Annotated in this window: 13 protein-coding genes; 1 reads left to right on the top strand and 12 read right to left on the bottom strand. The window is 38.0% G+C overall.

The genetic code is table 11. From position 1 onward, the window contains the following. Positions 1-56: 56 nt before the first annotated feature. The 3 genes from FYJ25_RS09920 to FYJ25_RS09910 form a co-directional block, all read right to left on the bottom strand. Complete coding sequence (locus FYJ25_RS09920) at positions 57-1,211, bottom strand: FprA family A-type flavoprotein (RefSeq protein WP_154581211.1); 1,155 nt, start codon at positions 1,209-1,211, stop codon at positions 57-59. A 274-nt stretch (positions 1,212-1,485) separates the two neighbouring features. Beyond that, positions 1,486-3,243 carry an ABC transporter ATP-binding protein gene (locus FYJ25_RS09915; protein WP_154581210.1) on the bottom strand — a complete coding sequence of 586 codons (1,758 nt, stop codon included), beginning with the start codon at positions 3,241-3,243 and terminating at the stop codon, positions 1,486-1,488. Then, positions 3,244-4,971, bottom strand: a complete 1,728-nt coding sequence (locus tag FYJ25_RS09910; RefSeq protein WP_096241571.1) for an ABC transporter ATP-binding protein — start codon at positions 4,969-4,971, stop codon at positions 3,244-3,246. It abuts the gene before it with no gap. A 177-nt stretch (positions 4,972-5,148) separates the two neighbouring features. On the opposite strand from FYJ25_RS09910, the gene FYJ25_RS09905 reads away from it, so the two are divergent. Beyond that, on the top strand, positions 5,149-5,526 hold the full coding sequence (locus tag FYJ25_RS09905) for a metal-dependent transcriptional regulator (protein WP_021907574.1): 378 nt from the start codon (positions 5,149-5,151) through the stop codon (positions 5,524-5,526). Positions 5,527-5,610: 84 nt separating this feature from the next. Here FYJ25_RS09905 and FYJ25_RS09900 read toward each other — a convergent pair whose 3' ends face one another. The 9 genes from FYJ25_RS09900 to xseB all read right to left on the bottom strand — a co-directional run bounded on the left by FYJ25_RS09900 (position 5,611) and on the right by xseB (position 15,330). Then, positions 5,611-7,353: a putative bifunctional diguanylate cyclase/phosphodiesterase gene (locus FYJ25_RS09900; RefSeq protein WP_154581209.1), complete on the bottom strand. Its 1,743-nt coding sequence runs from the start codon at positions 7,351-7,353 to the stop codon at positions 5,611-5,613. A 16-nt stretch (positions 7,354-7,369) separates the two neighbouring features. Then, positions 7,370-8,443: a SpoIVB peptidase gene (gene spoIVB / locus FYJ25_RS09895; RefSeq protein WP_167513811.1), complete on the bottom strand. Its 1,074-nt coding sequence runs from the start codon at positions 8,441-8,443 to the stop codon at positions 7,370-7,372. Between the two features lie 69 nt (positions 8,444-8,512). Continuing rightward, positions 8,513-10,180, bottom strand: coding sequence for a DNA repair protein RecN (gene recN, locus FYJ25_RS09890; RefSeq protein ID WP_021907577.1), 1,668 nt, complete (start codon positions 10,178-10,180; stop codon positions 8,513-8,515). Positions 10,181-10,194: 14 nt separating this feature from the next. Then, entirely contained in the window at positions 10,195-10,653 is a 459-nt protein-coding gene (gene argR, locus FYJ25_RS09885) for an arginine repressor (protein ID WP_021907578.1), read from the bottom strand. A gap of 18 nt (positions 10,654-10,671) precedes the next feature. Then, on the bottom strand, positions 10,672-11,508 hold the full coding sequence (locus tag FYJ25_RS09880) for an NAD(+)/NADH kinase (RefSeq protein WP_021907579.1): 837 nt from the start codon (positions 11,506-11,508) through the stop codon (positions 10,672-10,674). A 5-nt stretch (positions 11,509-11,513) separates the two neighbouring features. Continuing rightward, positions 11,514-12,338, bottom strand: a complete 825-nt coding sequence (locus FYJ25_RS09875; RefSeq protein WP_154581207.1) for a TlyA family RNA methyltransferase — start codon at positions 12,336-12,338, stop codon at positions 11,514-11,516. Position 12,339: 1 nt separating this feature from the next. Further along, positions 12,340-14,214 carry a 1-deoxy-D-xylulose-5-phosphate synthase gene (gene dxs / locus FYJ25_RS09870; protein WP_154581206.1) on the bottom strand — a complete coding sequence of 625 codons (1,875 nt, stop codon included), beginning with the start codon at positions 14,212-14,214 and terminating at the stop codon, positions 12,340-12,342. Positions 14,215-14,240: 26 nt separating this feature from the next. Then, positions 14,241-15,137: a polyprenyl synthetase family protein gene (locus FYJ25_RS09865; RefSeq protein ID WP_154581205.1), complete on the bottom strand. Its 897-nt coding sequence runs from the start codon at positions 15,135-15,137 to the stop codon at positions 14,241-14,243. Continuing rightward, positions 15,097-15,330 (bottom strand): exodeoxyribonuclease VII small subunit, encoded by a 234-nt coding sequence (gene xseB, locus FYJ25_RS09860; protein ID WP_021907583.1) that lies wholly within the window; start codon positions 15,328-15,330, stop codon positions 15,097-15,099. The genes FYJ25_RS09865 and xseB overlap by 41 nt, the downstream gene beginning before the upstream one ends. Positions 15,331-15,338 lie beyond the last annotated feature (8 nt).

The following is a 15,338-nucleotide window of genomic DNA, read 5'->3' as shown; positions in this document are numbered from 1 at the left end:
CATCTGTTATAAGTTCGAGTTTTTATTTTCATCCGTTTTTCAGATAAATCAAATTATTATTTCATTTCTTTTGCAAGTGCTGCGATCTGTGCTTCACTTTCTTCATTTACTGCAGAACGAACCGTTACTGTTGTGTCTGCAAAAGTAATATTCTTACTCTTTTCAAAAGCTGCTTTCATAATCTTAGCTGCCATTGGCGCCCAGCTTCCGTTTTCTACAAAACCTATTTTACGATTCTGATAGCTTCTCTCTGTTAAATGATTAATAAATTCCTTCATAAATGGGAAGATGTCTCCATTATATGTTGTTGTTGCAAGAATTAACTTTCCGTAGCGGAAGGCATCTTCTACTGCTTCGGCCATATCATCTCTTGCAAGATCAGTAACAACAACTTTTGGGCAGCCTTCTTCTGTTAATTTCTCTGCTAAGAGTTCTACTGCTTTCTTTGTATTACCGTAAACAGAAGTATATGCGATGACTGTTCCTTCTGTTTCTACCTGATAAGAAGACCAGATAGTGTAAAGATTCAGGTAATGTCCTAAATTCTCTGTTAAAACAGGACCATGTAACGGACAGATTGCCTTGATCTCAAGAGATCCAACTTTAGCAAATAACTTCTGTACCATTGGTCCATACTTTCCAACAATACCAATATAATAACGACGTGCTTCACAGTCCCATTCTTCTTCTACGTCTAATGCTCCAAACTTACCGAAGGCATCTGCAGAGAAGAAAATCTTATCTGTTGTATCATAAGTCATCATAACTTCAGGCCAATGTACCATTGGAGCCATTACAAAAGTAAGGTTATGTTTACCTGTACTTAATGTCTCTCCTTCTTTTACGACAATCTGGCGGTCAGCAAAGTCTGTACCAAAAAACTGTTTCATCATAGGGAATGTCTTTGCATTTCCAACAATTTTTGCTTCTGGATATTTTTCTGCAAAATTTGCAATATTGGCTGCATGGTCTGGTTCCATATGCTGTACGATCAGATAATCCGGTGTTCTTCCGGAAAAAGCCTCTTCAAGATTTGCAAGCCATTCATCCTTAAAATGAGCATCTACTGTATCAAATACAGCTACTTTTTCATCAAGAACAACATAGGAATTATAAGACATACCATTTGGTACATCGTACTGTCCTTCAAATAAATCTACTTCATGGTCATTCACACCAACATAAATGATATCTTCTGTAACTTTAAACATATAATCACCTCATATTTTTTGATTATTTTCAAGTCGAGCTGCCGCCTGAAAGAGGTGGGAGTCTTCTCGACTGAGATAAACCTGTTTCCTTTGCAACTGCCACATTTTACCCTTGCGGCACAGTTCCTATTATATAAAATTTAGTTCAAGTATACAAGATAGTAAACTACGATTCTTTCTCAAATTACCTCTATATTACTCATTTTCTTGTATTTTATAAAAAACAATACATGTTTTTGCGCAAACAGCCTTTTCTATTTTTCTTTCTTTTTCTCTAATTCGCAAACTGGCTATTGTAAAGATTTGCATAAAAACCATTTTTCTTTAACAGATTCTCATGATTTCCCTGCTCAATAATATGTCCATCCTGCATAACGAGAATCACGTCGGCATTCTGAATGGTAGAGAGACGATGGGCTACAATAAAGCTGGTACGTCCTTCCATCATTTTTGCAAAAGCATTTTGAATCTTTTGTTCTGTACGGGTATCAATCGAAGAAGTTGCCTCATCAAGAATCAACATAGCTGGCAGATCAAGCATGACTCTTGTAATACAAAGAAGCTGTTTTTGTCCCTGACTCATTCCGGCTCCATCTTCCGTAATATACGTATCAAGACCCTTTGGCATCTTTTTAATGAAACTATAGGAATGTGCTTCTTTTGCAGCAGTAATAATCTGCTCATCCGTAAAGCCTTCTCTTCCCATTGTGATATTGTCACGAATTGTTCCACTTCGAAGCCAGGTATCCTGTAAAACCATTCCATAGGAAGTTCGAAGACTTTCTCTTGTGATATCACGAATATCTGTTCCTTCTGCCATAATCTTTCCCTGATTCACATCATAAAAACGCATTAGAAGATTGATAATTGTTGTTTTTCCACAGCCGGTAGGTCCAACGATCGCAATGCGCTGTCCTTTTTTTACCTTGAGATTAAAATCTTCTATCAGTTGTTTTTCTTTTGTATAAGAAAATGCAACATGAGAAAGCGTAACATTACCTTCTGGATTCCTTAAGATCATCGCGTCTTTTTTATCATCACTCTCTGGTTTTTCCTCAATAAGTTCAAAAATACGTGCAGCGCAGGCTAAAGCATTCTGTAGTTCTGTCACTACGCCGGATATTTCATTAAATGGTTTCGTATACTGATTTGCATAACTTAATAAACAGGTAAGCTGTCCTACACTCAGTCCTCCGCTAATTGCTGTAAGTGCACCGCTTAATGCAACACTTGCGTATACAATACTATTTACAAAACGAGTGGAAGGATTTGTAATAGAAGAAAAGAAGATTGCTTTTAAAGAATATCCCTGTAATTTTTCATTTACTTTAGAAAAACGTTCTGCTGCTCTTTTTTCGTAACCAAAAGCTTTTACAACTTTTTCTCCCTCGATCATTTCTTCGATTAATGCTGTCTGTTCTCCTCTTGTCTCAGACTGCAATTTAAACATGGAGTAAGTATGTGTAGCAATAAAACGAGCGACTAGTAATGAAATCGGTGTAAGACAGACAACTAACAGAGCGATTCCCAAATGGATAGAAAAGATAAATCCAAGCGTTCCTAAAATTGTAACTACTCCAGTAAAAAACTGCGTAAATCCCATGAGAAGTCCGTCTGCAAACTGATCGACATCTGCAATAACACGGCTTACTACATCTCCGTAAGAATGTCCATCTATATATTTTAATGGAAGCTTCTCAATCTTTTTCATTGCTTCGTTTCGAATGTCTCTTGTCACATGAAAAGTAATATGATTATTGCAGACATTCATAATCCACTGTGCAGCTCCGGTAAAAACAATTACAACCGCGCCTTTTTCAAGTATGCCTGCGATCGCCATAAAATCTACCTGTCCCTTTTTAATGATATAGTCAATCGCATCTCCAACAAGAATCGGAACATACAAGGTTCCTGCAACAGTGACTGCTGCCATCACAACAGACACAATAAGGAGAAAACGATAATTCTTTAAATAATACCACACTTTTTTCATCGTGCTTTTTCTTTTGCCAGCTGCTTTCTGCTCTGCCATCTACGCTTCCTCCTTCTTAAACTGTGTTTCATAAATCTCGCGGTAAATATCACAGGAAGCAATCAGCTCTTCATGTGTTCCCTTTCCTGCAATCTTTCCATCATCAAGTACAAGAATACTATCGGCATCCTGAATAGAAGACGTTCTTTGCGAAACAATAAACACCGTTGGTTTACGCTTCATATTTTGAATTGCTTTTCGAAGTTTTGCATCTGTTGCATAGTCAAGTGCTGAGGCACTGTCATCCATAATAAGGATATCGGACTGTGGTACTAATGCTCTTGCCAACGTAAGACGTTGTCTTTGTCCACCGGAAAGATTCTTTCCTCCCTGTTCTACAACAGCATCCAATCTGCCTTCTTTTGTATCCACAAACTCTTTTGCCTGAGAAATAACAAGTGCTTCCTCTATCTGTTCTTCCGTAGCATCAGGACAGCCAAACATCAGATTATCTCGTATTGTTCCTGCAAAGAGCTGCGCTTTCTGCGGAACAACAGAAATCATTTTTCGAAGTGACTCATACGTGTATTCCCGTACATTTTCTCCTGCGATATCTATTTCTCCTTCTGTAGCATCATAAAATCTTGGAATCAAGTTTACAAGCGTTGACTTTCCGGAACCTGTACCACCAATAATTCCAATTGTCTGCCCCGCCATTGCTTTAAAAGAAATATTCTCTATTGCATGATCTCCGCCTCCGGCATAAGTAAACGATACATTTTTAAATTCTACTGCCGGAACATCATTTCTAATATTGGTAGATTTTTCATTTCCTTCCTTCATGGATGGTTCGATAGAAAAAACATCCTGAATACGATTAAAACAAGCCATTGCCCTTGTAACGGATATAATTAAATTTGCTAATTTGATCAGTTCCACAAGAATCTGTGACATATAGTTATAAAGAGCTACTACCTGACCCTGTGATAATGTTCCAAGGCTGACACGAACTGCTCCCGTATGAATAAGGACAAGAATTGCAAAGTTTATGATCACAAATGTAAGTGGATTCGTTAATCCGGATATTTTACCTGCTAGTTTTTGTAATAAAGTCAACTGTTCATTCTGACTGAAAAACTTCTCATATTCTGCCTGTTCCTGATGAAATGCCCGGATTACTCTTACTCCTGTAAGGTTTTCTCTCGTTGTTCCAAGAATCGTATCTAATCCTGCCTGTACTTTCTTATAAAGTGGCTTTGTAATAAACATAACGCCAAAAACCACAATAGATAACAGGATAATTGCAACAACAAAAATCATCGCTGCCTTTACATCAATTGTAAAGGCCATGATCATTGCTCCAAATACGATAAACGGAGAACGCAGAAAAAGCCGGAGTACAAGATTGATACCATTTTGTACTTGGTTAATATCACTTGTCATACGGGTAATCAGTGTAGAAGTACCTATCGTGTCCATTTCTTCATATCCAAGTGTCTGAATATGCGTAAAAAGCTCATATCGAATTCCGGTCGCGGCCCCTACTGCCGACTTAGCTGCAAAATACTGTGCCGTAATTGAACAGGTAAGACCAACTGCCGCCAGCAGAAGAAGTAACAGACACATTTTTATAATATGGCTCTGATTCTTTAAAATAATACCATCATCAATGATTGAAGCAACAACTAAAGGTACAAATAATTCAAAAAAGGCTTCTAGCATTTTAAATAAAGGAGCCAGAACACTTTCCTTTTTATAGTCTTTCATAAAGTATAATAATTTCTTCATAAAAATTCTTCTTTCCGTCCTTTCTGTTAAATTCAAGAATGCCCCGTTACAGTTTAACATCTTCTTTCGTCTTTTTAAAGAGATAGATAAATTTTTTCATCAGCTTTATTTGAAAAATTGCTTTCAATATGTTATGATATTATCAATTGAATTTATATATTTATTGAGGTGATTATATTGAAGGAAAAATACAACGAATCCGCTGAAAACTATTTAGAAACGATTTTAGTTCTCAGCAAAAAACTTCCTGTTGTTCGTTCCGTTGATATTGCCAATGAGCTTGACTTTAAAAAATCGAGTGTAAGTATTGCTATGAAGAATCTTCGTGAGAAGAATCACATCACAGTAACAGATGCCGGATATATCTATCTTACAGAATCCGGAAAGGCAATTGCTGATATGATCTATGAACGACATCGGATACTTACATCCTGTTTGGAGAAATTAGGTGTTTCCGCAGAAATTGCAGAAAAGGATGCCTGCAAGATAGAACATATTATCAGTAAAGAAAGCTTTGAAGCAATCAAAAAACATGTAAAGACGAACATAGAATAATTGAATATCAACATTAAAAAAGGAATGGTATCTACGATCTGCTATCGATTGATACTATTCCTTTTTACTTTCTATTTTGTATTTTTAGATTACTCTGCTTATATCCATCAAAGAGCAGTAGTACTGCCGGTATCCTTCTCGTTCTCTCAGATAAAATACTTTGGTATATACAGACATCTTTTGCTCTCCTTCACGTAAAAGATGAATCATTCCATCCGCACCAAGCACCGGATTTTCAAATGCTTTTTCTATCATTCGGTGGAACGCACATCGTTCCTCTTCCGGTATTCTCTTTAAGAATTCTCTTTGAATATCTTCCTCAAAATGCTGTTCTCCGATCATTCGGAAATATTGTTCGTTTACGCGGATAACTTTAATATCTCCACCCAATACTTCAAAAAAAACTACCGGTCCTAACACATTATTTAACATACTGTCACTGACAAAATTCGTGTCTATAAACTCACGAATATGCATCGGTTCAACCTGTTTGTAAACAAGCCCCTGGGTATCAATCTGTCTTTTATCTCTTAATAATTCTTCAAACTTCTTAATTGGCAGTGGTTTATAATAATAAAAACCCTGTATATAGCGACAACCTAATTTCTGTACGAACTTCTCCTGACTTTCATTCTCTACCCCTTCCACAACAATCGGAAGATGTAAAAGCCCAGCCATGTTTACGATTGCTTCCAGAATATTAGCACTTTTTTGTTTCTCCTCTTCCTTAAATTGCAAAAAGCGCATATCCAGCTTCAACACATCCACTGGTATATTCTTTAACATATTTAAAGAAGAATAGCCACAGCCAAAATCATCCATCATAACAACCAGCCCTCTGTTTCGAAGAGTATTTACTGCATGTGATATTCTGTTATTATTCTCTGTATAGGCACTTTCCGTAATCTCAATCTTAATGAGATATTCTGGAATCTGATACTTCTCAAGCAAGGAAAAAATATACTTTGGAACATCCATTTCAAATATATCGATACGAGATACATTAATAGAAATCGGAACAGGAGAATATCCCTGGTCTATCCAGCCTTTCAGCCACTGACAAACTTTCTCCCAGACATAACGATCTAATTGATCTATCATCTTATTCTTTTCTAATACAGGGATAAATCCTCCCGGTAAAAGAACTTCTCCATCTGGCTTTTGCCAACGTACTAAGGCCTCCGCTCCTACAATCTGTCCGGTTGCAATATTGCATTGTGGCTGCGCAAAAAAAGTAAATTCTTCTTTTTCTAACCCTTCTTCGATTGCTGCTAAAAGATAAACTTCTTCTTCTAAGCTGGATTCCATTTCTATCGTATATCGACAAATATGCCACTTATAATCTTCTTCGGCATAAGACAACGCAAGCATTGCATGATCATACATCAATTCCGGCAAAACCGTAGTATCTTTTATTGTATATACGCCAAACAGAGGGAAAAAGGCAGATGTGTTATTCCACTTACTAAGCTTCTTTACAATCTTCTGACGGATACGATTAAGTACTTCATCATCATCCGGCAAAAAAGCTACAAAATTATCTCCACCTAAATACGCATCAATTCCGTCATATTCTAACGCACTTTGTTTCAGACAGGTATAAATATAACGAATGACTTCATCCCCTGAACTTCTCCCATACAATTTATTAAAAAGGCGGAAATGTTCAATATCAATTGCTACTATGCAATATGTGTTCGGAAGAATTTCCGGAAGTCGCTTCCGAAGCCTTTCCATAAAAGAATGGTTATAATAATAATCACTTAAATTGTTACTGTTCATCGTTCCTTTTACCTTACCTGTCCTTATTTTTGCAATATCTGTCATCGCCAAATCCTGTTTTTTATTCTAGCATACTTTCTGCAAATATACCATAACCCATTTTAGGATTATCAATTAAAACATGGGTCACTGCTCCAACTAACTTTCCATTTTGTAAAATAGGACTGCCACTGAGTCCCTGTATGATTCCACCGGTGAGTGCGATCAGTTCCGGATCGGTCACTTTTATCTTTAGAGTTTTTAAAGAATCTTTTTCATGAAGAAAGATTTTTTCTATTTCTATGGAATACTCTTTACTTTTTCCACTGATACTGCTTCTTAAATATGCTCTTCCTGTCTGTATTTCTGATTTTTTTGCGACAGGAAGTTTTTCACCCACACAAAATTCTTTTTTATTTTTTATCATTTTTCCAAATATACCGCCTGTTGTATTCGCATATATTTCTCCCAGATAATTTTGCGGCACATAATTGATCGTTCCAATTACTTCACCCGGCTTACCTGCCTTTCCTTTTAGGATAGAGGCGATATCGGCCCGGTAAGCACTTCCTCCTTCTATCAGAAACTGCACTCCGATATCTCCATCACTAATTCCATGCCCAAGCGCCGCAAAAGTTCCATCTTCTCTGATAAAAGTAATCGTTCCTATCCCCTGTGTATCATTCCTTATCCATACCCCAATCTGATAACAATTATTTTTACCTGAATACACTGGTTTTATTTTTATTTTTATTATTTTATTTTTTCTTTTAATGGTTAAAACAATTTCTTTTTCCCTATTTTTTTGTAATAAATGTATAAATTGCTGTTTTGTCGTGATTTTCTGTCCATTTAAAGTAAGAATATAGTCTCCTGCTTTTATTTTACAGGCGGCCGGACAAACAGATTTTCCATTCTGACATTCTACCTGCTGTAGTCCCAGAACAAGAATTCCTTCTGTCTTTACATAAATACCAATCGGAACACCTGACGCATAAACCTTTGTATTCTTCTCCTTCTGGGATAACTTTTTGTTCTGCCTTTGTATCTGCGTAGAAAATACATCTTCTGATTGCAGATAAGACCCGTACTTTCCTATGACTGACAAGATGAAAACCAACAAGACAATATAGAACCCTTTTAAATTTTTCCTCATAAAAAATGCCCCCATATCTAAGTTTTCACTTAGTATGGCAGGCATACTGCTGTTTCAAACAGACATATTTTACTGTTTTGCCAGGGTACGCATTTCCCTTGCATTCTGTAAAACGGCATCTGTAATACGAACACCACCAAGCATTCTGGCAAGTTCTTTTATAGATTCTTCTTCGGTAAGTAAATAAATATTACTGATCGTAGAATTAGAATCACTTGTTTTTTCGATAAGATAATGTGCATCTGCCATTGCCGCAATCTGAGGCAGATGCGTAATAGCGATTACCTGTCTCTTTTTCGCGATGCAGGCAAGCCTTTCCGAAACTTTCTGCGCTGTTCGTCCGCTGATTCCGGTATCAATTTCATCAAAAATCAATGTTTCTATTCCCTCTTCATCTGCAAGAATCGACTTAATTGCCAGCATGATTCGGGAAAGTTCACCTCCAGATGCGATTTCATGCAACGGTCTGACTGCCTGGCCAGGATTCGTAGAAATCATAAAACAAACCGTATCTCTTCCATGAGGAGAGTACTGTGCTGACTGCTCAAAGGCAATTTCAAATTCCACATCTAAAAAATTAAGATCGCGCAGCGCTTCTTTAATCAACTGCGTTAAAGGAATTGCCGCATCTTTTCGCAAAGAAGTCAGTTTATCACACTGTATATCCAGCTTTTCTCTCACTTTAGATAATTCCCTTTTTATCTTGGAAATATACTCTTCATAATTGGAAAGTTTTTCATATTTTTCAACGCTGTCATCATGATATTTTTGTATTTTTTCTATGGAATCTCCATACTTTGCTTTTAAATGATTAATAAGATTTAACCGATCTTCCAGTTCAGCAAACTGCTCTCCATCAAACTCCATAGAATCTATATATCCGGACAGCTCTCTGTTAAAATCATTAAGCAATGAATCTATCGTTTGCAGCTGTTCCGTTAGTCCCTTCGCCCCGGCATCCATGCTTTCTACCGTATATAACTTTTGTACTGCTGAACCAATTAAATCTCCTGCGCAGCCACTTTGTCCTGCTGTCATTTCATGTACTGCTGAACAATCAGAAAGAATTTCTCTCGCATGAGACACTTTCTGATATTGCGCTTCTAATGTCTCATCCTCTCCTGACTGTAAATTGGCCTCTTCAATCTCCTGAATCTCATATTTTAAAAACTCCATCTCCCGGATTCTCTGCTCTTCTCCCATATTCTGTTCAGAAAGCGTTTGCCTAAGTTCCTGGTATTCATGATAAAGAGATGCTGTTTTTTCCTTTATTGGCGTAATCAGATTCCTGTGGTAACTGTCAATGATCTTTAAATGATTCTGCGGTTTTAAAAGAAGCTGATTTTCATGCTGCCCGCTAAGATCAAGAAGAAGCGGTGAAAGCTCTTTTAATCTTCCGATTGTTACACTGATATCATTTACTTTATTAATCACACGATGATTGGTAATTCTTCTTGATATGATAATCTCACCATCTTCAAATGGAATTTCAAATTCTTCCATCTTTTTTCGTACAGCCTCGCTCTTCGTATGAAAGATCAGTTCAATTAATGCACTATCACAGCCATTTCTTATCATATCCTTTGGAATCTTTGCACCAAGTGCAGATTGAATCGACCCGATCAGGATTGATTTACCTGCACCGGTTTCTCCGGTAAGTATATTCAGATGATCTGTAAAATCTACTTCTGTTTCCTCGATAAGTGCCAGATTTTTAACGTGTAAATTTATGAGCATAGCAACCTCCGATGTTAACGATGTCCTTTCATAATTGTGTCAATTTCCTTCATGACTTCTTCCACCATAGAAGTTTCTTTCACCACACACATGATCGTGTCGTCTCCGGCAATACACCCCAGCACTCCATGAAGAGAAATAGAATCTATTGCCGCCGCACATGCCATCGCCATGCCTGGAACAGTTTTCAGTACTAAAATATTTTCCGCATTGTCCATGTGAAGGATTCCTTCTGACAATACTCTTTTATACTTACTAGAAACATGAATATCCTCTGCTTGAATCGGTGCATATTTCTGTCTTCCATTTGCACCGGTAACCTTGGTAAGTTTTAATTCGCGGATATCTCTCGAAACGGTTCCCTGCGTAGAAGAAAATCCTGCTTCTGACAATTTTTTCGTCAGTTCTTCCTGTGTTTCTATATCATTTGTCCGGATAATCTCCAGTATTTTTTCCTGTCGTTTTCCCTTCATTTATTATCTCCACTTCTGTTATAAAAGCTTCTCCTTCAAAATCTGTACAAAGCTGACTTCCGTTGCTTTAATAAACGGAGTTACCTCCTGCGATTTATATATTTTCACCTGATCCCCAGGAAATAGAGAAAGACCCTCTCTTCCATCAAAAGAAATGATTGCCTCTTCCTTGATGTTACTTCTGATCTGTTCTACTTCCACTGTTACAATATCTTCCTTTGCGAGGACGATACTTCGTGCGGTCAGGGAATGCGGACAGATTGGAGTGATCACAAAGTTTTTACAGGTCGGATTGATGATCGGACCACCGGCGGATAAATTATATCCGGTAGAACCGGTTGGAGTACAAACGATCACTCCATCTGCACGATAACGGTCAATGACTGAACCATTGATGCCTACCTTTAATCCAATAACTCTGGATGCTCCAAAGCGATTAATGTTAAAGTCATTTAATGCAATATATGTTGCTGCTTTTTCTCCCTGTTTATACACCTCTGCAGTGAGCATAATGCGATTTTCTACCTGGTACTGGTCCTGGAGCAGTAAATCCAGAGTCTTTGACAAATCTGCAAGGTTCACATCTGCAAGAAATCCAAGTGTTCCAAGATTAATTCCCAGTAACGGAATATTACTTCCAACCAGCATCCTTGCTGCCGCAAGAATAGTTCCATCCCCTCCGATTACTAAAATACACTGTGTTCCTTCTGGTATATCAATTGAAGAGACATCTCTGTCATATTGGTCATAGATATTACATACTGCACCTAATCTTGAAATATGATGTCTGATCTGTTCTGTAATTTCAAGATTAATATCTTTTTGCTTATTTGCAATAATAAAAAAATTATTCATGGTGTCTATTTTGCCGCATCACGATGAGAAAGAGACTGGTGGGATGCGGTAACGACATCCGGTATCGTCTTCTCATCAATCTGGCTTTCCTCCGGTCTGTTTAATAAATGCAATAAATACTCTATGTTGCCCTCCGGTCCTTTGATCGGAGAATAGTCAAGATGCAACAAAGAAAACCCAAGTGCCGCAGCAAAATCCATAATCTGTTTTATTACATCTTCATGAACGGCCCGGTCTCTTACGACACCTTTTTTACCAACCTTCTCCCTGCCTGCTTCAAACTGTGGTTTGATGAGGCAGACAACCTGTCCTCCTTCTTTCAGACATGCCTTTACCGGTGGCAAAATCTTTGTAAGTGAGATAAAGGAAACGTCAATAGAAATAAAATCGACCAGCTCTCCGATATCCTCCGGCTTCACATAACGCATATTCGTCTTTTCCATACAGACAACACGTTCATCATTCCGTAACTTCCAGTCAAGCTGTCCTCTTCCTACATCTACAGAAAATACTTTTGCTGCTCCGTTTTGCAGCATGCAATCCGTAAATCCTCCGGTAGAAGCGCCAACATCCATGCACACTTTATCTTTTAAAGAAAATCCAAACTGTTCTACGGCTTTCTCCAGTTTTAATCCTCCACGACTCACGTATCTTAATGTGGAGCCATGGATTTCGATCGTTGCTGCTGCCTTTTCATCAAAAGTACTTCCTGCTTTATCTTCTCTTTGACCATTTACAAAAACAACTCCCGACATGATCATTGCTTTTGCTTTTTCTCTGGATGCAGCTAATCCCTGTTCTACTAATAATATATCCAAACGCTGTTTCATCTTAATTCATCCTATCTATTATTGACTTTACGATGGAATCGGCATCGATTCCGGCCTGTTCTCTTTGCTGTGCCACAGTGGCATGACGCACAAAATAATCTGATATTCCCAGTGACAGCAGATCATTATGATATTTATTTTTATGAAGGAAGGCAGAAACCATCTGACCATATCCTCCAATTAATTCATTCTCCTCTACGGTAACAATAAGCGGATACTTTGCCGCAAGCTCTCGTAATAAGTCTTCGTCCATTGGCCGAATAAAACGAACATTGACAAGACCCGGATTATATCCTTTTTCCTGAAGATGCTGTACTGCCTTTTCACACTCTTCCATGATACTTCCAACAGATAAGATCACGACATCCTGTCCTTCATGAATAACTTCACTTTTTCCAAGTTCTACAGGAGCGTTGTATTCAGAAAGTCCCTCATACACACTTCCCCTTGGATACTTCATAGCAATTGGTCCGTTATGTTCTAAAGCAAACTTCATCATCCCCGGCATTTCCCTGCCATTTTTAGGAGCCATAAGTACCATGTTCGGAATATGGCTAAGATAGGAAATATCAAAAATACCCTGATGTGTTTCTCCATCTGCCCCTACAAGACCGGAACGATCAATACAGAAAAACACTGGTAACTTCTGTATACACACATCATGGAGAATCTGGTCATATCCTCTTTGTAAAAAAGAAGAATATACAGCAAATACCGGATGCATTCCCTGTGCCGCAAGACCTGCGGCAAAGGTAACAGCATGTTCTTCTGCGATACCTACATCAAAAAACCGTTTCGGATAATATTTTTTAAAACTTTTCAATCCAGTTCCGGATGGCATAGCGGCAGTAATTGCTACAATCTTTTTATTATTTTTTGCTAAGGCAACCAGACTATCCGCAAACACATCTGTATATGTCTTCTTCGTTTTCTTTGCTAAAAGCTCTCCGCTTTGTCTGTCAAATGGTCCGATTCCATGAAACTTTTCCGGATTCTTTTCGGCATTCTTATAGCCCATTCCCTTTCTGGTAATCGCGTGAATCAATACCGGTCCCTCATGCTGCTTCGCCCGGTTAATCGCATGGATCAGTTCATAAATATCGTGCCCGTTTACAAGTCCGTAGTAAGTGATTCCCATATTTTCAAACAACATTCCCGGAATAAATAACTGCTTAATGGAATCTTTGGACTTCTTTAACGTTCTGGCTACGCTCTTTCCTACTCCCGGAATATTGTTCAGTGCACTTTCTACATTCTCTTTAAATTCACTGTAACTCTTTCTGGATCGCAGATCATTTAAATAACGGCTCATCCCGCCGACATTTTCTGAAATAGACATCTTATTATCATTTAAGATAATAATCATATTCTTTTTTTCTTTTCGGAGAATAGATAAATTATTTAACGCTTCATACGCCATTCCACCAGATAACGCGCCATCCCCGATCACTGCTACAACGGTATTATCTTTTTGTTCGAGGTCCCTTGCCACTGCCAAACCAAGTGCTGCAGAAATCGATGTAGAACTGTGACCTGTTCCAAACACATCACATTCACTTTCACTTCTTTTAGGAAAGCCACAAAGTCCATCCTTTTGCCGCAATGTTGAAAATTCGTCTTTTCTCCCTGTTAATATTTTATGAACGTAAGACTGATGTCCCACATCATATACAACTTTATCCTCCGGAAAACGAAGGCAGATATGCAGCGCCATCGTAATCTCTACTGCTCCCAGATTCGAAGCAAGATGTCCGCCTGTCTGACTTACATTATTCAAAAGAAAATCTCTGATTTCCTCTGCCAAAACCGGGTAGAGCTTAGGAGAAATCCTTTTAATATCATTTGGTTCTTTTATCTGATTTAATAAACGTCCCATTACGCATCCTCCGAGAGTACATATTTTTAATTCTTTCTTCCAACTAAGTATAATAGCAGTTCTCGTAAAAAGTCATTCTTATATTCTAAAGCATCAAAAAGCTGTAATGCTTCCTCTGTATACTGCTTCGCATCTTCTCTGGACTGTTCTAAGCCACGAAAAAGTACATATGTATTCTTTCCGTTCTTTTCATCGCTCCCTGCTGGTTTTCCTAATGTCTCACTTGTACTCACTACATCAAGAATATCATCTTCTATCTGAAAAGCAATCCCAACTTTATTTGCAATCTTTTCTATGATTGCTACTTCAACCTCTGATGCTCCGGCTAATACCGCTCCGATCATCATTGCACACTCGATCAGGGCTGCTGTTTTATTGTTGTGGATGTACATCAACGTATCAAAACTTATTTCCTTATTCTCTTCTTCCACATCCACTGTCTGACCACCGATCATACCGTAAATTCCTGGCTTTTTCGCCAGAATCTGCATTGCTTTTGCTGTCGTTATATCCTGTGCGTCCCCACAAAATGCCTTTGATGCCGTTTCAAATGCATAATTTAATAAGGCATCTCCGGCAAGAATCGCCATCGCTTCTCCAAACTTTACGTGAGCTGTCGGAAGACCTCTTCGAAGATCATCATTATCAAGCGCCGGAAGATCATCATGAATCAGGGAATACGTATGAATCATCTCGATTGCAGCCATAAAGGGTTCTATTACGCTAAGGTCTTCCCCTCCAAACATCCTGTAAGTTTCCAGCATAAGCATCGGACGGAGACGCTTTCCTCCTGCCTTTACACTATAATTCATTGCAGTTAATACTGTCTTTTGCAATCCTTTTTCTTCCGGAAGAAACGGATAGATCATATTTTCAATCTGTTCAATCTTCTTCGGAAGCTGTTCCTTTATGGATGGCTTCATTTTGTCCCTCCTGTAAGATAATTATCTCTTTTTGTGTTTTATCTAATGTCTGCGAACACTTATCTAAAAGCTTTACTCCTTTTTTATAAAGGTCCATCGAATCTGCTAAGCTGACTTCCTCTTCGGAAAGCTGCTCAATAATGTGTTCTAACTGTTCAAAGGCTTCTTCTATTGAAAACTTCGCTTTTGCCATATTTCAAC

Origin of the sequence: Anaerobutyricum soehngenii (assembly GCF_009697165.1) — a bacterium.
In the GTDB taxonomy this organism is placed as follows: Bacteria; Bacillota; Clostridia; order Lachnospirales; family Lachnospiraceae; genus Anaerobutyricum; species Anaerobutyricum soehngenii.
This window is presented reverse-complemented; position numbering and strand designations above follow the sequence as displayed.

Coding starts and splice junctions, on each gene's coding strand:
- FYJ25_RS09920 (WP_154581211.1), bottom strand. CDS start 1,211: ATGTTTAAAGTTACAGAAGATATCATTTATGTTGGTGTGAATGACCAT.
- FYJ25_RS09915 (WP_154581210.1), bottom strand. CDS start 3,243: ATGGCAGAGCAGAAAGCAGCTGGCAAAAGAAAAAGCACGATGAAAAAA.
- FYJ25_RS09910 (WP_096241571.1), bottom strand. CDS start 4,971: ATGAAGAAATTATTATACTTTATGAAAGACTATAAAAAGGAAAGTGTT.
- FYJ25_RS09900 (WP_154581209.1), bottom strand. CDS start 7,353: ATGACAGATATTGCAAAAATAAGGACAGGTAAGGTAAAAGGAACGATG.
- spoIVB (WP_167513811.1), bottom strand. CDS start 8,443: ATGAGGAAAAATTTAAAAGGGTTCTATATTGTCTTGTTGGTTTTCATC.
- recN (WP_021907577.1), bottom strand. CDS start 10,180: ATGCTCATAAATTTACACGTTAAAAATCTGGCACTTATCGAGGAAACA.
- argR (WP_021907578.1), bottom strand. CDS start 10,653: ATGAAGGGAAAACGACAGGAAAAAATACTGGAGATTATCCGGACAAAT.
- FYJ25_RS09880 (WP_021907579.1), bottom strand. CDS start 11,508: ATGAATAATTTTTTTATTATTGCAAATAAGCAAAAAGATATTAATCTT.
- FYJ25_RS09875 (WP_154581207.1), bottom strand. CDS start 12,338: ATGAAACAGCGTTTGGATATATTATTAGTAGAACAGGGATTAGCTGCA.
- dxs (WP_154581206.1), bottom strand. CDS start 14,214: ATGGGACGTTTATTAAATCAGATAAAAGAACCAAATGATATTAAAAGG.
- FYJ25_RS09865 (WP_154581205.1), bottom strand. CDS start 15,137: ATGAAGCCATCCATAAAGGAACAGCTTCCGAAGAAGATTGAACAGATT.
- xseB (WP_021907583.1), bottom strand. CDS start 15,330: ATGGCAAAAGCGAAGTTTTCAATAGAAGAAGCCTTTGAACAGTTAGAA.